At 70.8% G+C, this 16,640-nt stretch carries 21 protein-coding genes and 1 tRNA gene; 15 read left to right on the top strand and 7 right to left on the bottom strand.

Features of this window, described 5'->3' with window-relative positions; all coding sequences use genetic code 11:
• Nucleotides 1–28: 28 nt before the first annotated feature.
• On the top strand, nucleotides 29–1,015 hold the full coding sequence (locus tag VGR32_RS04095; RefSeq protein WP_327448314.1) for an LLM class flavin-dependent oxidoreductase: 987 nt from the start codon (nucleotides 29–31) through the stop codon (nucleotides 1,013–1,015).
• Here VGR32_RS04095 and VGR32_RS04090 read toward each other — a convergent pair.
• A complete protein-coding gene (locus VGR32_RS04090) occupies nucleotides 1,001–1,957 on the bottom strand; it encodes an alpha/beta hydrolase (protein ID WP_327448312.1) in 957 nt (318 codons plus the stop codon). The genes VGR32_RS04095 and VGR32_RS04090 overlap by 15 nt on opposite strands.
• Nucleotides 1,958–1,984: 27 nt before the next feature.
• Here VGR32_RS04090 and VGR32_RS04085 point away from each other — a divergent pair, with 27 nt between their 5' ends.
• Together VGR32_RS04085 and VGR32_RS04080 are read left to right on the top strand one after the other, a co-directional pair.
• Complete coding sequence (locus VGR32_RS04085; RefSeq protein ID WP_327448310.1) at nucleotides 1,985–2,416, top strand: DUF488 domain-containing protein; 432 nt, start codon at nucleotides 1,985–1,987, stop codon at nucleotides 2,414–2,416.
• Nucleotides 2,417–2,574: 158 nt separating this feature from the next.
• The gene (locus VGR32_RS04080; RefSeq protein WP_327448308.1) at nucleotides 2,575–3,498 is read left to right on the top strand and encodes a DMT family transporter; all 924 of its coding nucleotides are present in this window, start codon (nucleotides 2,575–2,577) and stop codon (nucleotides 3,496–3,498) included.
• A 12-nt stretch (nucleotides 3,499–3,510) separates the two neighbouring features.
• On the opposite strand, the gene VGR32_RS04075 is transcribed toward VGR32_RS04080, so the two are convergent.
• From VGR32_RS04075 to VGR32_RS04065, 3 genes are all read right to left on the bottom strand, one after another.
• The gene (locus VGR32_RS04075) at nucleotides 3,511–3,714 is read right to left on the bottom strand and encodes a cold-shock protein (RefSeq protein WP_327448306.1); all 204 of its coding nucleotides are present in this window, start codon (nucleotides 3,712–3,714) and stop codon (nucleotides 3,511–3,513) included.
• A 194-nt stretch (nucleotides 3,715–3,908) separates the two neighbouring features.
• Nucleotides 3,909–4,670 (bottom strand): extensin family protein, encoded by a 762-nt coding sequence (locus tag VGR32_RS04070; RefSeq protein WP_327448304.1) that lies wholly within the window; start codon nucleotides 4,668–4,670, stop codon nucleotides 3,909–3,911.
• Between the two features lie 6 nt (nucleotides 4,671–4,676).
• Nucleotides 4,677–5,813: a serine hydrolase domain-containing protein gene (locus VGR32_RS04065; protein ID WP_327448302.1), complete on the bottom strand. Its 1,137-nt coding sequence runs from the start codon at nucleotides 5,811–5,813 to the stop codon at nucleotides 4,677–4,679.
• Nucleotides 5,814–5,882: 69 nt separating this feature from the next.
• Here VGR32_RS04065 and ppk2 point away from each other — a divergent pair, with 69 nt between their 5' ends.
• Nucleotides 5,883–6,617 (top strand): polyphosphate kinase 2, encoded by a 735-nt coding sequence (gene ppk2, locus VGR32_RS04060; protein WP_327448300.1) that lies wholly within the window; start codon nucleotides 5,883–5,885, stop codon nucleotides 6,615–6,617.
• Here the strand turns inward: ppk2 and VGR32_RS04055 are convergent.
• Nucleotides 6,614–7,738, bottom strand: coding sequence for a zinc-dependent alcohol dehydrogenase family protein (locus VGR32_RS04055; protein ID WP_327448299.1), 1,125 nt, complete (start codon nucleotides 7,736–7,738; stop codon nucleotides 6,614–6,616). The genes ppk2 and VGR32_RS04055 overlap by 4 nt on opposite strands.
• A gap of 147 nt (nucleotides 7,739–7,885) precedes the next feature.
• On the opposite strand from VGR32_RS04055, the gene VGR32_RS04050 reads away from it, so the two are divergent.
• A complete protein-coding gene (locus VGR32_RS04050; protein ID WP_327448297.1) occupies nucleotides 7,886–8,323 on the top strand; it encodes a thioesterase family protein in 438 nt (145 codons plus the stop codon).
• Here the strand turns inward: VGR32_RS04050 and VGR32_RS04045 are convergent.
• Nucleotides 8,320–8,508: a hypothetical protein gene (locus VGR32_RS04045; RefSeq protein ID WP_327448295.1), complete on the bottom strand. Its 189-nt coding sequence runs from the start codon at nucleotides 8,506–8,508 to the stop codon at nucleotides 8,320–8,322. The genes VGR32_RS04050 and VGR32_RS04045 overlap by 4 nt on opposite strands.
• Before the next feature lie 169 nt (nucleotides 8,509–8,677).
• Between VGR32_RS04045 and VGR32_RS04040 the strand changes: the two genes are divergently transcribed.
• The 6 genes from VGR32_RS04040 (at nucleotide 8,678) to ruvB (ending at nucleotide 12,835) form a co-directional block, all read left to right on the top strand.
• On the top strand, nucleotides 8,678–9,451 hold the full coding sequence (locus VGR32_RS04040; protein ID WP_327448293.1) for a YebC/PmpR family DNA-binding transcriptional regulator: 774 nt from the start codon (nucleotides 8,678–8,680) through the stop codon (nucleotides 9,449–9,451).
• A 124-nt stretch (nucleotides 9,452–9,575) separates the two neighbouring features.
• Entirely contained in the window at nucleotides 9,576–9,914 is a 339-nt protein-coding gene (locus VGR32_RS13435) for an energy transducer TonB (RefSeq protein ID WP_414642889.1), read from the top strand.
• A gap of 42 nt (nucleotides 9,915–9,956) precedes the next feature.
• Complete coding sequence (locus VGR32_RS04035; RefSeq protein WP_327448291.1) at nucleotides 9,957–10,649, top strand: MgtC/SapB family protein; 693 nt, start codon at nucleotides 9,957–9,959, stop codon at nucleotides 10,647–10,649.
• A 46-nt stretch (nucleotides 10,650–10,695) separates the two neighbouring features.
• Nucleotides 10,696–11,196, top strand: coding sequence for a crossover junction endodeoxyribonuclease RuvC (ruvC, locus tag VGR32_RS04030; protein WP_327448289.1), 501 nt, complete (start codon nucleotides 10,696–10,698; stop codon nucleotides 11,194–11,196).
• On the top strand, nucleotides 11,193–11,810 hold the full coding sequence (gene ruvA, locus VGR32_RS04025) for a Holliday junction branch migration protein RuvA (protein WP_327448287.1): 618 nt from the start codon (nucleotides 11,193–11,195) through the stop codon (nucleotides 11,808–11,810). Before ruvC ends, ruvA begins: the two co-directional genes overlap by 4 nt.
• Nucleotides 11,807–12,835 (top strand): Holliday junction branch migration DNA helicase RuvB, encoded by a 1,029-nt coding sequence (gene ruvB, locus VGR32_RS04020; RefSeq protein ID WP_327448285.1) that lies wholly within the window; start codon nucleotides 11,807–11,809, stop codon nucleotides 12,833–12,835. Before ruvA ends, ruvB begins: the two co-directional genes overlap by 4 nt.
• Before the next feature lie 16 nt (nucleotides 12,836–12,851).
• Here ruvB and VGR32_RS04015 read toward each other — a convergent pair.
• Nucleotides 12,852–12,925, bottom strand: a tRNA-Gly gene (locus tag VGR32_RS04015).
• A 125-nt stretch (nucleotides 12,926–13,050) separates the two neighbouring features.
• On the opposite strand from VGR32_RS04015, the gene VGR32_RS04010 reads away from it, so the two are divergent.
• Genes VGR32_RS04010 through VGR32_RS03995 form a run of 4 tightly spaced genes read left to right on the top strand, consistent with a single transcriptional unit; the run spans nucleotide 13,051 to nucleotide 16,636 of the window.
• Nucleotides 13,051–13,785 (top strand): hypothetical protein, encoded by a 735-nt coding sequence (locus VGR32_RS04010; RefSeq protein ID WP_327448283.1) that lies wholly within the window; start codon nucleotides 13,051–13,053, stop codon nucleotides 13,783–13,785.
• Nucleotides 13,782–14,867 (top strand): serine hydrolase domain-containing protein, encoded by a 1,086-nt coding sequence (locus VGR32_RS04005; protein WP_327448281.1) that lies wholly within the window; start codon nucleotides 13,782–13,784, stop codon nucleotides 14,865–14,867. The genes VGR32_RS04010 and VGR32_RS04005 overlap by 4 nt, the downstream gene beginning before the upstream one ends.
• 24 nt (nucleotides 14,868–14,891) lie before the next feature.
• Nucleotides 14,892–15,899, top strand: coding sequence for a fumarylacetoacetate hydrolase family protein (locus VGR32_RS04000; protein ID WP_327448279.1), 1,008 nt, complete (start codon nucleotides 14,892–14,894; stop codon nucleotides 15,897–15,899).
• The gene (locus tag VGR32_RS03995) at nucleotides 15,896–16,636 is read left to right on the top strand and encodes a hypothetical protein (RefSeq protein ID WP_327448277.1); all 741 of its coding nucleotides are present in this window, start codon (nucleotides 15,896–15,898) and stop codon (nucleotides 16,634–16,636) included. Before VGR32_RS04000 ends, VGR32_RS03995 begins: the two co-directional genes overlap by 4 nt.
• The last annotated feature ends 4 nt before the right edge of the window (nucleotides 16,637–16,640 follow it).

The raw sequence follows: 16,640 nt of genomic DNA, 5'->3' as shown, positions 1-16,640 counted from the left end.
GCCCGATCCGCATCACGATCTGATGCGGATGACGGCATTTTCGGTTCTCGACCTCTCCCCCATCGTCGAAGGCGGCGACGCGCGGCGCGGCCTGCTGGAGACGACGCGGTACGCGCAGGCGGCGGACAGGCTCGGCTTCACGCGCTTCTGGCTGGCCGAGCATCACAACATGCCCGGCATCGCCTCGGCCGCGACGGCGGTGGCGCTGGCGCACGTGGCGGCGAACACGACGACGATCCGCGTCGGCTCCGGCGGGGTCATGCTGCCCAACCACGCGCCGCTGATGGTGGCCGAGCAGTTCGGCACGCTGGAGGCGCTGCATCCGCGCCGGATCGATCTGGGGCTGGGCCGCGCGCCGGGCACGGACGGCGCGACGGCGCGGGCGCTGCGGCGCTATTTCGACTCGGCCGACCAGTTTCCGAGGGACGTGATGGAGCTGCAGGCCTTCCTCGACGACCCGGTTCCCGGACAGGCCGTGACCGCCTGGCCCGGCGCGGGATCGAAGGTGCCGGTCTGGCTTCTGGGGTCCAGCCTGTTCTCGGCCGAGCTGGCGGCGCATCTGGGCCTGCCCTTCGCCTTCGCCAGCCATTTCGCGCCCGAGCTGTTGCTGCCGGCGCTGCGCACCTATCGTCAGGGATTCCGCCCGTCGAAGGCGCTGGACCGGCCCTACGCCATGGCCGCGATGAACGTCTTCGCCGCCGACACGGACGATGAGGCGCGCCGCGTCGCGACGTCCATGCAGCTGGCCTTCGCCGCCGTGGTGACGGGCAAGCCGGGGCGGCTGAAGCCGCCGGTGGACGACGTCGCCGCCCACCTGACCCCGGACCAGATCTCGGCGGTGCAGGCGCGCCTCGAGCATGCGGCCATCGGCGGACCCGACCGGGTGCGCGAACGGCTGGCCGCGTTCGTCGCCCTCACCGGCGTCGACGAGGTCATGACCACCGGAATGATCTTCGACGTCGAGGCGCGCATCCGCAGTCTGGAGATCACCGCCGAGGCCTCACAGGGATTGTAGAAAGCCGAGCAGCAGCCGGTTCACCTCATCGGGACGTTCCTGCTGCAGCCAGTGGCCGGCGCCCGGCAGCACGTGCTGGCCTCGCAAGTCGGTCAGCCAGTCCTTCAGCCCCGCCTCGTGCGCGCCGGCATAGTGGCGCACGGGATCCCGCTCGCCGACGATGAAGAGCGACGGCTGGTCCATGCGCCGGTCCTGCAGCCAGGCGGTCAGCTCCCAGTTGCGGTCGAGACTGCGGTACCAGTCGAGCGGTCGCGCGAAGCCGGCGGCCGAGAAGGCGTCGACGTACTCCCGGAAATGCTCAGGCGACATCCACGGCGGCAGGGTCGCGGCGTCGGCGATGCTGTCCAGCAGGTCGACGCCGGGGGTGAGGAAGCCGGTCGACTGTTCGCCGTCGGCCGTGGCGCCGTCATAGGCGAAGAACATCTTGCGCAGGGCGGTCGCCGGGTCCGCGTCAAAGGGCTTGTGGGCATCCGGCGCCTGGAACCGGGTGATGTAGAGGTCGCCCAGTCCGGCCCGTTTCGATATCGCCGCCATGGCCGGCGTCGGCGGACCTTTGGGCCTGCGCGGCTGGAACGGCACGGACAGGCCGGCGACGGCGGTGAACAGGTCCGGCCGCATCAGGGCGCAGTGCCAGGCCACGGGCGCGCCCCAGTCGTGGCCGACGACGACGCAGCCGTCGCGGCCCAGCGCCCGCACCAGATCGACCATGTCGCCGACCAGATGAAGGATGGTGAAGCCCGTCTCGGCGCGCGTGCCGCCATAACCGCGCATGTCGGGCGCCACGGCGTGGAAGCCGGCCTCGGCCAGGGCCGCCACCTGCGCCCGCCAGCTGACGCCCAGTTCGGGGAAGCCGTGCACCAGCAGGACCAGGGGACCGTCCGTCGGTCCCGACTCGAGGACTCGGTGGATCAGGCCGTCGGTCTGGACGTCTCTCTGGATCATCGGCCCCTCCGGCCCCATGTGCGGCCTATGAAGCTGTACACCATCGGATACGAGGGCCAGCCGCAAGCCGAGGTGATCGGCCGGCTGAAGGACGCCGGCGTTCAGGTGCTGGCCGACGTGCGGGCCGTGGCGGCGTCCCGGCGCGCCGGCTTCTCCAAGACGCTGCTGGCCGGGTCTCTGGCCGAGAGCGGGATCGAGTACGTGCACCTGCGCGGCGTCGGCACGCCCAAGGCGGGGCGCGAAGCGGCGCGCGCCGGGCGACGCGACGAGTTGCACGCCATCTACGGCGCCCATATGCAGGAGCCTGCCTTCCAGCTCGACTTCGAACGCTTGCGCCAGACGGCCCGCGACCGGCCGACCGCCATCCTGTGCTTCTGCGGCGACCACGCTAAATGCCATCGCGGCATCCTGTCGGCGCGACTGGAGGCGGAAGACGGGTCCGAGACGGTGAACCTTTAGGACCGCTTCTGTTGCGGTTGCGTTTTTCGCCATCTACCGCACACGCTCGCGGCGTCTGCTATCATCCGTCGACCCCTCCCCTCGCCTTCCCGCGTGATGGAAATGAGAGTCTTTTTTTCCCGGACTCTCACGTCCAGCCGCTGACCGATCGATCGACCTTGCCCCCTTCCGCCGACGCCTCCCCCGCCGACCGCCGTCTGGCCATGATCGTGCTCGTGGCCGCAGCCATGGTGCTGGGGCTGGCGCCGATTCTGGTGCGGCTGGCCGAGGTGGGCCCCGCAGCCGCGGGCATGTGGCGCTTCGCCTTCTCCTTGCCCCTGCTCCTGATCCTGACGGCGCGGCCGGGCGGCGACGGCGTGGGACGGCCGTCGAAATGGATGGCGCTGGCCGGCCTGTTCTTCGTGCTGGATCTGGGCTTCTGGCACTACGGCATCGTCATGACTTCGGTCGCGAACGCGACGACGCTGTGCAACCTGACCCCGGTGGTGGTGACCGCCTTCGCCTGGATCGTCTGGGGTCAGCGGCCGAGCCGGATGTTCCTGATCGCCCTCGCCCTCGCCATGCTGGGCGCCCTGGCCATGGCGGCCGGCGCCGACGGCGGCCAGGGGTCGAACCCCCTGCTGGGCGACGTCTTCAGCCTGTCGGTCGCTCTCTGGTACGCCGGATATTTTCTGGCCGTGCAGGCGGCCCGGCGTACGGCCGGCGCCCTGCGGGTCACCCTGTGGTCGACCGCGCTGGGCCTGCCACTGCTGCTGATCGCCGCCTTGGCGCTGCGTGAGGACCTGACGCCGGAAACGGCGGGCGGCTGGGCCGCGCTGGCCGGATTGGGGGTCATGCATGTGGTCGGACAGGGCGGCGTGGCCTGGGCGCTGGGTCGCCTGCCGGCCTCGGTGACGGCGGTCACCATTCTGGTTCAGCCCGTCGTGGCCGCTCTTCTGGGCTGGGTCCTGTTCGCGGAGGCCCTGACCCCGGTGCAGGCCCTTGGCGGGGCGCTGGTGCTGGGCGCCGTCGTTCTGGCCCAGCGCTCGGCCCAAAAGAAAGCGGGCGCGGAACCCGAAAGTCCCGCGCCCGCCGGTTCGTAGATCAGCTTCGGATCAGAGGACCTTGAGGTCCACCGCCGAGGTCTTGCCGCGCTGGGATTCCAGCTCGTATTCGACCTTGGCGTTCTCATCCAAGCCCATCAGGCCGGCCTTCTGAACCGCGGTGATGTGAACGAACACATCGCTGCCGCCGCCATCGGGCTGGATGAAGCCGTAACCCTTGGTCGGGTTGAACCATTTGACCGTGCCGGTCGCCATCGTGCGTCTCCGTAAACGCGCTTTCCAGGCAGACGCCCCGGCGGGGCGTCCGTCAGCCCATCTGGACAGGCTCGTTCACGAGGAGGAGCTGCACGCGGCTTTGGACACCGCGAAAATCCGGACTGCGCCGACGTTCTCACCCGCTGTGAAGCCACGGTCAACCGGATTCCGATTCGCCCGATCGGCGAGGATGGTTACGAACAGAGGCCTCGCTCGGCCCCGTCCAGATGCAGGTGATCCCGGTGCGCGGCGTTGTATTCGGGGCTGAGGACGGTGGCGAAGACGCGACAGGCGCCTTCCCGGATGCGGCGCAGGAAGGTCCCGCCCTGCACGCCCGCCGGGCCGTCCCCGTTCCAGTCGGCCAGCACGGAAACCTTGCGACCGTCCGCCAGCGTGACGCCCGCGAAGTCCAGCGCATTGGCGCGCGCGTGCTCGCTGGGGCGGGCGTTGACGTCCTCCTGACCGTAGATGCGGCGGCAGGCGTAGGTGCCCATGTTGTCCACGCGGGCGACGGACTGTCCGAAGGCTTCGCGCGCGGCGGGCTGAAGCACCTGCCGGTCCCAGATGACGTAGCGCACGGCCATGGGGCATTGCATGACGAGGCCGCCGGGGGCCAGCGGGGTGATCGCCCCGCCGGTGATCCGCACCGCCCCCTGGACGACGCAGAAGCCGCCGTCGTCGCGATCCTCGGCCCGCTGGACCTCGACCCCCGCCTCGCGCAGCAGCTGGATGCAGGCGTCGGTGACGGCGGCCGCCTCCTCGGGCGCGGCCATGCGCCGGATTTCATAGTCGGCGACCTGGGCCGAGGTGGCCGAGCCGATCGGCCGGCTGAGGTCCAAGGGCTTCCACGGCAGGTCCTGCGCCGGCGCGAACGCGTTGGCCAGCATGAAGGCGGCCGCCAGCCCCAGCGCCCCTTCCCACAGCAGGTTCCAGAAGTCCGCGAGGTCCCGCTTCATGCCGCCTCAGGTGGTCGCCGCGCGGATCAGGCGGGTCATCAGGTCTCCCGTGGCTTCGGCCCCGCGCTCCGCGTCGTTGGAGGCGGTGACGATCGCCAGTCCTCGCTCCGGCGCGACGGCGGCGCTCAGGTACCAGAAGGTGTTGGACCCGTCGTGGGTCAGCAACGGCCCGACGCCGCGGTCGCGCCCGGCCCAAGGCGCACGCATCGTGCCCCAGCCGTAGGCATATGCCGGCGGCGGCCCCTCCGGCGGGGTCGCAAGCCGGGCCAGCGAGGCCTGGGTCAACCAGCCCTTCCCCGCGTCCAGGAAGACCGCGATGAAGCGCGCATAGTCGGCCAGCGTCATGTGCGCCGTGCCGGCCGGACCCAGCGCCGCGGGGTTGTCGGCCAGCGGGCCGGGCGCGACGGGCGCGGACACGCCGTTGGCCGCGCGATGACCCCAGGGCGCGGGGTCGACCGGCGCGCCGAAGCCGCCGGTGGTGATGCCGAGCGGGGCGAACAGGTCGGTCGCCATCTGCGCTTCCCACGGCCGGCCATGAATGCGCTCCAGCGCGGCGCCGGCGATGATGTAGTTCACGTTCGCGTAGGCGAAGCTTCCGGGCCGGCCGGGAGGCGCGGCGGCCAGAAGCTGCGCCGCGACGGCGGCTCGCTGCTCGGCCATCGATCGGGTGTCGGTGCGCGAGGTGCGCAGCCAGCCCTGCTCCATCAGCGGCGCGTCCAGAAGCCCGGCCCTGTGGCGCATCAGGTCGTCCATGGTCGCCGTCGCCAGACGCTCGTGCAGGGTCAGGTCCGTGAAGACCTCGGCGACCCGCATGTCCCAGCGCGCCTTGCCCGCCTGGACGGCACGCGCCCACAGGGCGGCCGTCATGGCCTTTGTGTTCGAGCCGAGGTGCCAGCGGTCGTCGCGCGTCACGGCGTCGGCCACGCCCAGTCGGCGCACGCCGCGCACGCCGATCCACGACGCCCCCGACCGCCCGACGATCATGCCCGCCAGCGCCGGCGCGCCGCTGCGCGAGAAGCTGAGATCCAGCTGATCCTCATAGGCTCGGGGATCGGCGGCCCGCGCCGGCAGGGGAGCGGCGATGAGGGCGGCGCCTCCGGCCATAACGGCGCGACGGTCGGGACGGGCAGGGAACGGCGTCATGCGCCCTGTCTAACCCGGACGGCGCGTCGGGCGCATGACATTTCGCGCGGGACGGCGCAGGCTGGGCGCATGGGCAAGAAGGATGACCACGACCGCGAGCTGGAACGCCTGCAGGAGCGGGTGGTGGACCTGCAGCACCGGCTGATCGAGGGCGGACGGCGCGTGCTGATCCTGTTCGAAGGTCGCGACGCCGCCGGCAAGGACGGGGCGATCAAGCGCCTGACGGAGTACATGGCCCCGCGCCGGACGCGGGTCGTGGCCCTGCCCAAACCGACCGAGCGCGAGACCACCCAGTGGTATTTCCAGCGCTACGTCGCCCACCTGCCCGCGGCCGGTGAGACGGTGATCTTCAACCGCTCCTGGTACAACCGCGCGGGCGTCGAGCCGGTGATGGGCTTTTGCACGCCGGAGCAGACCGACGCCTTCCTGAAGCAGGCGCCGACCTTCGAGCGCATGCTGATCGACGACGGGATCACCCTGATCAAGCTGTGGCTGGACATCTCCAAGGCCGAGCAGGCGAAGCGGCTGGAGGAGCGGGTCGAGGACCCGCTGAAGCGGTTCAAGATCTCGCCGCTGGACGCCGAGGCGCAGAAGCGGTGGGACGCCTACTCCGCGGCCCGCGACCGCATGCTTGAGGCCACGCACGCGACTGCGCCGTGGACCGTCATCATGACGGACGACAAGAAGGTCGCCCGACTGAACGTGATCCGCGCCATCCTGACGGCGCTTGGCGAGAAGGGCGTGAAGCCGGACGGGGACGTCTGTCTGGCGGGGGACGAGGCGGTCGGGAGATTGAACGCCTAGAAGGTCACCACCGTGCGCACCGTGCGGCCGTCGGCGAGCTCGTCGAAGGCGGCGTTGATCTGGTCCAGCGGAATGGTGCGGGTCAGCAGCCGATCGACCGGGAGCCGGCCCTGCCGGAACAGGTCGACGTAGCGGGGCACGTCCCGTTCCGGGTCGGCGTCGCCGATGTACGAGCCCTTGAGCGCGCGCGCCTCGGCCACCAGCTGCACGACGTTGACCGACAGGGCCGCGTCGGGCGGCGGCAGGCCGGCGGTGACGGTCGTTCCGCCGCGCTTCGTCATGCGCCACGCCGCGTCCAGCGCGAGGGCCGACCCGGCCATTTCCAGCACGACGTCGGCGCCGCCTGCCGTCAGGGTGCGGACCTGATCCACCGCGTCGGCGTCGGCGGCGTTCACGGTGGCCACGTCGCCGAAGGATCTGGCCAGCGCCAGCTTGTCGTCGGACAGGTCGACGGCGACCACGGTCGAGGCGCCCGCCGCCAGGGCTCCCATGACCGAGGCCAGGCCGACCCCGCCCAGCCCCACCACGGCCACCGACTGCCCGGGCTGCACGGCGGCCGTGTTCATCACCGCGCCCACCCCGGTCAGGACGGCGCAGCCGAACAGGGCGGCGTGCTGGAACGGCAGGTCGTCCGGCACCCGCACGAGCGAACGGCGCGAGACCACCGCCTTTTCCGCGAAGGCGGAACAGCCGAGGTGGTGGTTCAGGTCCTGCGTCGCGTCGTGCAGCCGCCGCCCGCCGGCCAGGAGCTCGCCCTTGCCGTTCGCGGCCGCGCCGGGCTCGCACAGGGCGGGGCGGCCCGCCTCGCAGGGCGCGCAGTGACGGCACGACGGCATGAAGACCATGACGACGCGGTCGCCGGGCTTCAGATCGTCGACGCCCTGCCCGACGGCCTCCACGACGCCCGCCGCCTCGTGCCCCAGCGCCATCGGCAGCGGCCTGGGGCGATTGCCGTCGATGACGCTGAGGTCCGAATGGCACAGGCCGGCGGCCTTGACGGAGACCAGCACCTCGTCCGGACCGGGCGGATCCAGCCGCACCGTCTCGATCGAGAGCGGGAGGCTGTCGGCATAGGGTCTGGCGGCGCCGGTGGCGCGCAGCACGGCGGCGCGGATGTTCATGACGCCATCGGGGCCGCTTGACGCCGGGTCCGTCAAGCCCAAGGCTGCCGTCGAACGCGCGAAGACGCGTCAGGGGAAACGATCCGTCCTCAAGCAGCGAGACGCAGCGCGTCGAGCGGTGGGGCACAAGGAAGGAAAGCGAACGAAGTGAGCGGAACCATCGAACGCACGCGACGCAGCGACTATCGCCGTTTTCAGGCCATCTCCACGCGGTGGATGGACAACGACGTCTACGGTCACGTGAACAACGTGGTCTATTATTCGTGGTTCGACACAGCCGTGAACCGCCTGCTCGTGGTCAACGGCGTGCTGGACATCCATCACGGCAAGACCATCGGCCTGGTGGTCGAGACGGGCTGCCGCTACTTCGCGCCCACGGCCTTTCCGGACGAGATCCAGGCCGGAGTGCGCGTCGCGCACGTGGGCACCAGCTCGGTCCGGTACGAGATCGGCCTGTTCAAGAACAATGAGGACGAGGCCTCCGCCGTCGGCCACTTCGTGCACGTCTACGTCGACCGCGACAGCAAGCGGCCCGTGCCGGTGGACGACAGGATGCGCGGCTTCCTCGACAGCCTGAAGGCCTAGTCGAGGTCCAGCCGTCCCATGACCATCAGGGCGCCGACGGCGACCAGGGCGCCCAGAGCGAAGGCGCCGATCAGCGATCCGGTGGCGGCCGCGGTCGAGACGGTCACCGGTCGGGCCTCATACCACTCGACGATGTCGGCCTGACCCTCGTCGTCCTCGATCCAGGTTTCGTCGACGGCGGTCATGGCGATCTCCCGAGGAAAGGTTCGTGGCGGAAATGCCCGGCGAACGGCAGCGGTTCCGGCGTCGTGACACGCGACGCGGGCTCGGCTAGACGCCCCGACGACGCGCACGGATCGCGCTCAAGCAGCGAGCGACCGCGTCGCGAGCGTCAGCGCATTCAAAGAGCAAACAATGGCCGGCCATTCGAAATTCAAGAACATCATGCACCGCAAGGGGCGCGCGGATGCGGTGCGCTCCAAGCTGTTCAGCCGCCTGTCGCGGGAAATCACCGTGGCGGCCAAGTCGGGCATGCCCGACCCGGCCATGAACCCGCGCCTGCGCCTGGCGGTGAACAACGCCAAGGCCGAGTCCATGCCCAAGGACAACATCGAGCGGGCGATCAAGAAGGCCTCCGGCGGCGAAATCGACGCCATGGAGGAGATCCGCTACGAGGGCCGCGGCCCGGGCGGCGTCCAGTTCGTGGTCGAGGTGCTGACCGACAACCGCAACCGCGCCGCATCCAACGTGCGCGCCGCCTTCGCCAAGTACGGCGGGGCTTTGGGCGAGACCGGCAGCGTCACCTTCATGTGGGACCGCGTCGGCAAGATCCACTATCCGGCCGAGGCCGGCACGGAAGACGCCGTCATGGAGGCCGCAATCGAGGCGGGCGCCCAGGACGTCGAGAGCGATCTGGTCAAGCCGGACCAGTATGAGGATGCGCCGGGACACGTGATCTGGACCGCCTTCGAGGACCTGAACGAGGTCGCGGAGGCCATGTCGAAGACGCTGGGCGACCCCAAGTCGACCGCCGTCGTGTGGAAGCCGCAGTCCGAAACGCCTCTGTCGGGCGAGGCGGTGGGGACGCTGGTCAAACTTATGGACGCGCTGGACGCCGAGGACGACGTGCAGCAGGTCTATTCCAACGAGGACGTGTCCGACGCGGACTGGGAGACCTGGGGGGGCTGATCGCGTGAGTCGGGGAGACGAACGGCCTCCGGATACGACAGGCGGAAGTCCGCTCCTAACCTTGGCGGCGTGGACCGCAGCGCTGGCTCTCCTCGCCGGCGGGGCGTGGGCGTTCGCCGTCGGGATGCAGTCGCTGATCCGGGTCGGTCAAGCGGTCAAGGCGTCAGCCGAGGCGCCCTCGACCGAGCCGTTCGCACCGCCGCGCTGGATCTCCCGGCCCCGGCCGCTGTACCCCGTCAAGGCCCTTGGTGCGGGAGCCGAGGGGACGGTGGAGGTCCGCTGCACGGCTCGGACCGATGGCAGCCTGGATTCGTGCACGGTGCTGAGAGAGGATCCGCCGGGGCAAGGGTTCGGAGAGGCCGCTCTGGAGGCCGCCCGGCGCGGACGCATGCACCCGAGGCGCGTCGACGGGGCCGACACGGACTCGTCGGTCGTCTTCACGATCCAGTTCCGAATGGGTTGAGCCGGCCGGAACCGCCGCCCCAGACCCTCCGTTGACGGAGGAATGGACTTCGCCGACCTGCCCGCCTTCGCCCTGCCGCTGATCGCCGCCATGTCGGCCGGCGGCCTGATCGGGCTGGAGCGCGAATGGCGGGGACGGGCGGCGGGGCTGCGCACGCACATTCTGGTCTGTCTGGCCTCGGCGCTGCTGATGGAGATGGCGGTCAGCCAGGGCGCGTGGCGCTTCCTGCCGATCGCCGGGGCGGAGATCGTGGCCGATCCGACCCGTATGGCGCATGGCGTCCTGACCGGCATCGGTTTCCTGTGCGCCGGGGTGATCTTCCGCACCGGATTCTCCATCCACGGACTGACGACCGCCGCCTCGCTCTGGATCACCGCGGCGCTGGGCCTCGCCTTCGGCGCCGGCCTTTTCGCGCTCGGCGGGGCGGCGACGGTGCTGACGCTGGCGATCCTGATCGCGCTGCGGCTCATCAGCAAACGCCTGCCGGCGAGAACGGTGGTGGACGTCTGCATCACCTGGAGACCGAACGACGACGCGGGTCTCAAGGCCGTTGAGGCGGAGCTGGAGCGGCTTGACGGGCGGCTGAAGCACACCTTCCACGGGCTGGAGCCCGACGGCACACGACGCGTCGGGTATCGCGTCCGCGCCGCCGATCCCGATCTGGCGGCGCTTGCGGATCGTCTGTCGGCCACGGCCGGCGTCTGCGCCTTCACGCTCGATCCCCGCGACGACTGACGCCGGTCATTGTCCGTTAGGCATCCTTCGGGCATGACAGGAACGGATGGCGAACGAACCGACTCGAATCCTGGGACTGGACCCCGGCCTGCGCCGCACCGGGTGGGGCGTGGTGGAGGCGTCGGGATCTCGCCTGCGCTGGATCGCGCACGGCGTCGTCAGGGCGCCGGAAGACGGACCGCTGTCGGCGCGGCTGCTGGCGCTGATGGAGGGCGTAGCCCAGGTCTGCGCCGCGCACGGCTGCGCGGAGGCGGCCATCGAGGAGATCTTCGTCAACATGAACCCCGGATCGACGTTGAAGCTGAGCCATGCGCGCGCCGCCGTCATGCTGGCTCCCGCCCGCGCCGGCCTGTCGGTGGCGGAGTATGCGCCGAACCTGATCAAGAAGGCGGTGGTCGGCGCGGGCCATGCCGACAAGAGCCAGATCGCCTTCATGGTGAAGCGGCTGCTGCCCGCCGCCGGCGATGTGACGGCCGACGCGGCCGACGCGCTGGCGGTGGCGATCACCCACGCCCAGTTGCGGCGGGCGCCGGGGCTGGCGGCATGATCGGGCGGCTGCGCGGCATCCTCGCCGAGGTCGAAGCCGACCACTGCGTGATCGACTGCGCCGGCGTGGGCTATGTGGTCGCATGTGGCTCACGCACGCTGCAGCGCCTGCCCGCGCCCGGAGACGAGGCGACACTGCACGTCGAAACCAGCTGGTCGGCCGAAAATGGCCCGCGCCTGTACGGCTTCCTGGACCGCGCGGAGCGCCGCGCCTTCACCACCCTGACCGGCATCCAGGGCGTGGGTCCGAAGGCGGCGCTCAGCGTGCTGGACGTCCTGCCGCCCGGAGATCTTGCCGCCGCCGTGGCGCGCGAGGACAAGGCGGCGGTGGCGCGGGCGAACGGCGTCGGGCCCAAGCTGGCGCTGCGCATCGTCACCGAGCTGAAGGGCAAGCCGCTGGGCGACGTCAGCTTCACCCCGTCGGCGCCGGGCGTCCCCATCGACGCCCCGACCGCGCAGCCCAGTCTGTCCGGCGAGGCCGTGTCTGCCCTGCTGGGCCTCGGCGTGGCGGAGGTGAACGCGCGTCGCGCCGTCGATCAGGCCGTGATCCGGCTGGGCGAGGACGCCGACCTGTCGGCCGTCATCCGCGCGGCACTGCAGGAGCTGGGCCGGTGAGCGACGAGCGCATCATCTCGGCCGCCCCGGCGCCGGGCGAGGCCTACGACCGGGCCCTGCGGCCGCAGTCCCTGTCGGAGTTCGTCGGGCAGGAGCAGGCCAAGGGAAACCTGAAGGTCTTCATCGACGCCGCCCGCGCGCGTGGAGAGGCGCTGGATCACGTCCTGCTGTTCGGGCCGCCGGGGCTGGGCAAGACCACGCTGGCGCAGATCGTGGCGCGCGAACTGGGCGTGGGCTTCCGCGCGACGTCGGGCCCCATTCTGGCCAAGGCCGGCGACCTGGCGGCGATCCTGACCAATCTGGAGCCGCGCGACGTCCTCTTCATCGACGAGATCCACCGCCTGAACCCGGCGGTGGAGGAGATCCTGTATCCGGCCATGGAGGACCATGTCCTGGACCTGATCATCGGCGAAGGGCCGTCGGCGCGGTCGGTGCGGATCGATCTGGCGCCCTTCACCCTCGTCGGCGCCACCACTCGGGCCGGGCTGCTGGCCACGCCGTTGCGGGACAGGTTCGGCATCCCGCTGAGGCTGGAGTTTTACACCCCGCAGGAACTGACCCGCGTGGTCATGGGCGCCGCGCGCAAGATGGGGGCCACCGTCACCGAGGACGGCGCGCTGGAGATCGCCGCCCGGTCGCGGGGCACGCCGCGCGTGGCGGGTCGCCTGTTGCGCCGCGTGCGGGACTTCGCCGACGCCGAGGGCTCGGCCTCGATCGGCAAGTTTGAAGCCGCCCGGGCGCTGAGTCGTCTGGAAGTGGACGAGGCCGGACTGGATTCGCTGGACCGCCGTTTCCTCAGGGCGCTGATCGAGAACTACGGCGGCGGGCCGGTGGGCATGGACACGCTGGCTGCGGCGATCGCGGAGGCGCGCGACGCGGTGGAGGACGTGATCGAGCCCTACCTGCTGCAACAAGGCTTCATCCAGCGGACCCCGCGCGGCCGGATGGCTTGCGCCCGCGCCTATGCCCACCTTGGCCTGGGCGAGCCGCCGAAGCGGCCGGAGACCGGCGGCCTGTTCGACTGAGCTCGGCCGAAGCGGCTGGAGCGGGCAGCGGGAATCGAACCCGCACGAGCAGCTTGGGAAGCTGCCAGGCTACCACTACATCATGCCCGCGATGGCCTGGGCGCGGTCTATCGCAGCCCTGCCCCCGCCTCAAGGCCACGTCGCCCAGCATACGCGCTTGATTGCGGCCGCGCCGTGGTCAACATGGTTGCCACTGAAAACGCGGGGAGGCGTCGGTGACCGATTTCACGCCGGAGTTCGGAGCGCCGCCCGCGGCGTATGGCGGCGTCGACGATCCGCTGTTTCTCGGCGTCGAGCCGATCGTGGTCGGGCTGTTCCTTCTGTTGCTGCTGGGCGTGGCCGCACTGGCCTGGCTGATGGGCCGGCGTGAGGGCGCGGCCGACGGGCCGGACGAAGCGCCCGGCGAAATTCACAAGCGGGTCCTGAAGGCGGCGCAGGCGGCCTTGTCGGCCCCCAGCGACCGGCTGCACGAAAAGGCGAGAATTCTGCGCGCGGTGATCGAGGACCTGCTGGGCCCGGTGATCACCGTCGCCAACGGCATGGGCGCGAAGGTCAAGGCGCTGGATGAGGCATTGAAGGGCGAGGTCAAGGACGAGACGAAGCCGGCGCCGGCCGGGGGGACGAAGACCGAGGCGGCGTCCGCCGTCGCGTCGCCGCTCACCGTGAACACGGTGACGGTGATCTCACCTGCGCCGGCCTCCCCGCCTGCGGCCGACAAGCCGAAGACGCGCAAGCTGAGCCATGACGAGCAGGTCGAGGCGATCGCCAGGGCGGTGCGGGCGTTTCACGACCACTGGTCGCAGGCGGGCGCGCGTGTCGACGAACTGAAGGCGGCGCGGGCGGCGCTGTCGCGCATGCCGCCGCGCGAGGCCGCACACGGCGGCAAGGGCCATCACGACGACCATGCCCACGATCATCACGACGCGGGCAGGCGGGTCTGGGACAGGTGAGCGTCGGCCGCCGGGCGTTTCTGGCCGGAGGTCTGGTCACCGCAACCCTGGCGGCGGCGGGACCCGTCATGGCCCGCGACGTGGACGACGCGGCGCGCACCTTCATGGGCCTGACCGGGGCGCCGGGGATGTCGGTGGCGCTGGCGCGCGACGGACGGCTCCGCTTCGCCCGGGCATGGGGCCGGACCGGGCCGCAGGGCGAGCGCCTGACGCCCGGACATCGCCTTCGCATCGCCAGCCTGTCGAAGCCGGTCACGGCGGCGGCGATCATGATGCTGGCGGAGCGCGGCGCGCTGGGCATGCAGGACCGCATCTTCGGCCCCGGTTCGTGGCTGGGCGAAACCTACGGCCCGAGCTCGCCATGGGCGCAGCAGATCACCGTCGAACACCTGCTGAGCCACACGGGCGGCGGCTGGACCAACGACGGTACCGACCCGACGATGCGCGACGACGGCCTCACGCGGGACCAGATGATCGTCGGCGCGCTGCAAGGGCTGCCGCTGACGGCCCAGCCCGGGACGCTGCAGCGCTATTCAAACCTCGGCTACGTGCTGCTCGGCCGGGTCGTCGAGCAGGCGACGGGCGAGCCGTATGAAAGCTGGGTGCGGCGGGAGCTTCTGGAACCGTGCGGAGCAGGCGGCATGCGGATTGGGGCCCGCGTGCCGGGGCTGGACGAAAGCGCCTACGTCTCCATCTCCGGCGGACTGCCGCATCAACACGACCAGCGCCGGCTGGGCGCCGCCGGGGGATGGATCGCCACACCGACCGAACTGCTGCGCGTGCTGGCGCGCATCGACGGCTTCGCCGGAGTGCCGGATTTCCTGCACGCGAACACCACGCGGTCAATGGCCACCCCCCCGTATCCGGGCGCCGATTTCGGCCACGGGTGGCAGGTCGACGCCGAAGACACCTGGTGGCACACAGGCATCCTGCCGGGCACGGCCGCCTTCCTGTGCCGGACGGCCGGCGGTTACGCCTTCGCAGCCCTGGCCAATCTGGGCGGCCCCTACACAGACACCGTGGAGAAGCTGCAGCGCGCGGCGTGGGCCATGGCGCGGGCGCAGCCGGGCTGGCGGCTGTGACGGGGGCGGGCTAAGGATTCGGACATGAAACTCGCATCGCTGAAGCACGGCCGCGACGGTCGTCTGGTCGTCGTCTCCGAAGATCTGGCCTGGTACACCGACGCCTTCCTGATCGCGCCCACGCTTCAGGCGGCGCTCGACGACTGGGACCGGTGCGAGCCGGAGTTGCGCAGCCTCTCCGAGATGCTGGAGCACGGGTCGGCCCCGCGCGGACGGTTCCACGAGCGCGAGGCCGCCGCGCCGCTGCCGCGCGCCTACCAGTGGGCCGACGGCTCGGCCTATGTGAATCACGTCGAACTGGTGCGGAAGGCGCGCGGCGCCGAGATGCCCGCCAGCTTCTGGACCGATCCCTTGATGTATCAGGGCGGATCCGACCGCTTCCTGGGCCCGCGCGAGGCGATCCCCCTGGGGGACGAGGCGTGGGGCTGTGATCTGGAGGCCGAGGTGGTCGTCGTCACCGGCGACGTGCCGCTGGGCGCGAGCCGCGACGAGGCCCTGGCGCAGGTGCGGTTGGTGGGTCTGGTCAACGACGTCTCGCTGCGCAACCTGATCCCCGCGGAGCTGGCCAAGGGGTTCGGCTTCGTCCAGTCCAAGCCGGCCAGCGCCCTGTCGCCCGTCTTCGTCACGCCGGACGCCCTGGGCGACCGCTGGAAGGACGGCAAGCTGCACGGGACGCTGACCGTCGAGCTGAACGGCAAACCGTTCGGTCAGGCGGACGCCGGCGTCGACATGACCTTCGACTTCGGAATCCTGATCGCCCATCTGGCGAAGACCCGATCGCTGGGCGCCGGATCGATCATCGGCTCGGGCACGGTGTCGAACCGCGACGCCGACGGCGGCCCGGGCAAGCCGGTCGCCGAAGGCGGGCTTGGCTATTCCTGCATCGCCGAGGTCCGCACTGTGGAAACACTGCTGCACGGCAAGGCGGAGACGCCGTTCCTGAAGGCGGGCGACGTGGTTCGGATCGAGATGCTGGACGAAAAGCACCACTCGATCTTCGGCACTATCGAACAGACGGTGGAGGCGGCATGAAGACGTCGGCGTTGCTCGGATGGGTGGCCGCGTCACTGGCCGCCACGCCGACCCTTGCTCAAGAGGCCGCCTGGAGCGCGCAGGAATCGGGCGACGTGCGGCTCGCCTATGCTGTCTTTCCTGAAGCCGACGTGGCCATGATCGCCCGGTGCCAATCCGGGACGCTCGAGCTCCTCCTTCAAGGCGTGCGGCTGGCCGTACCCGAGATAGAGGGTGCCGCGCAGTTCGACGGCGGTCGCGTCCGCGACGTCAAATGGACCCGATCGGAAGACGGTCGCTATCTGGTGGCGGACCGGCCCGCCCACCTGATGCGCGGCATGGCGTCCGCCTCCGAAGCGCGCTTCCAGTTCGGATTCGGCGACCGCGCCGCAATGCTGGACGTCGCTCCGCCGGCCGACGAAACCCCGATCAAGGATCTGCTCACGGCCTGCGGCCAGCCGCTCACCAGCGCGCGGGATGAAGCGGAATTTCTTCCTCTGGGGGAGGATTTCTGGACTCGACGAGGGCGTGTGCACATCCCCGCAATGGCGTCCCGGGATCACGTATCAGGCTGGGCGGTGGTCACCTGCATGACGCGCGTCCATGTCATGCTCGACGACTGCGAGGTCGAGGCCGAGGGCCCCGTGGGCTACGGCTTCGGCCGCGCCAGCGTCAACTCTCTGAGGGAATCGCGGCTCAGGCCGGACACCCCTGTCGACAGGTTGGTGACGATCCGTCTGACGACCCTCGTGGAGTGAGGCG

Origin of the sequence: Brevundimonas sp. (genome assembly GCF_035935935.1) — a bacterium.
Classification (GTDB): domain Bacteria; phylum Pseudomonadota; class Alphaproteobacteria; order Caulobacterales; family Caulobacteraceae; genus Brevundimonas.
This window is presented reverse-complemented; position numbering and strand designations above follow the sequence as displayed.

Excerpts from the sequence above, each read along its gene's own strand:
- VGR32_RS04095 (WP_327448314.1), top strand. The coding sequence starts at position 29 with ATGACGGCATTTTCGGTTCTCGACCTCTCCCCCATCGTCGAAGGCGGC.
- VGR32_RS04090 (WP_327448312.1), bottom strand. The coding sequence starts at position 1,957 with ATGATCCAGAGAGACGTCCAGACCGACGGCCTGATCCACCGAGTCCTC.
- VGR32_RS04085 (WP_327448310.1), top strand. The coding sequence starts at position 1,985 with ATGAAGCTGTACACCATCGGATACGAGGGCCAGCCGCAAGCCGAGGTG.
- VGR32_RS04075 (WP_327448306.1), bottom strand. The coding sequence starts at position 3,714 with ATGGCGACCGGCACGGTCAAATGGTTCAACCCGACCAAGGGTTACGGC.
- VGR32_RS04070 (WP_327448304.1), bottom strand. The coding sequence starts at position 4,670 with ATGAAGCGGGACCTCGCGGACTTCTGGAACCTGCTGTGGGAAGGGGCG.
- VGR32_RS04065 (WP_327448302.1), bottom strand. The coding sequence starts at position 5,813 with ATGACGCCGTTCCCTGCCCGTCCCGACCGTCGCGCCGTTATGGCCGGA.
- ppk2 (WP_327448300.1), top strand. The coding sequence starts at position 5,883 with ATGGGCAAGAAGGATGACCACGACCGCGAGCTGGAACGCCTGCAGGAG.
- VGR32_RS04055 (WP_327448299.1), bottom strand. The coding sequence starts at position 7,738 with ATGAACATCCGCGCCGCCGTGCTGCGCGCCACCGGCGCCGCCAGACCC.
- VGR32_RS04045 (WP_327448295.1), bottom strand. The coding sequence starts at position 8,508 with ATGACCGCCGTCGACGAAACCTGGATCGAGGACGACGAGGGTCAGGCC.
- VGR32_RS04040 (WP_327448293.1), top strand. The coding sequence starts at position 8,678 with ATGGCCGGCCATTCGAAATTCAAGAACATCATGCACCGCAAGGGGCGC.
- VGR32_RS13435 (WP_414642889.1), top strand. The coding sequence starts at position 9,576 with ATGCAGTCGCTGATCCGGGTCGGTCAAGCGGTCAAGGCGTCAGCCGAG.
- VGR32_RS04035 (WP_327448291.1), top strand. The coding sequence starts at position 9,957 with ATGGACTTCGCCGACCTGCCCGCCTTCGCCCTGCCGCTGATCGCCGCC.
- ruvC (WP_327448289.1), top strand. The coding sequence starts at position 10,696 with ATGGCGAACGAACCGACTCGAATCCTGGGACTGGACCCCGGCCTGCGC.
- ruvA (WP_327448287.1), top strand. The coding sequence starts at position 11,193 with ATGATCGGGCGGCTGCGCGGCATCCTCGCCGAGGTCGAAGCCGACCAC.
- VGR32_RS04000 (WP_327448279.1), top strand. The coding sequence starts at position 14,892 with ATGAAACTCGCATCGCTGAAGCACGGCCGCGACGGTCGTCTGGTCGTC.
- VGR32_RS03995 (WP_327448277.1), top strand. The coding sequence starts at position 15,896 with ATGAAGACGTCGGCGTTGCTCGGATGGGTGGCCGCGTCACTGGCCGCC.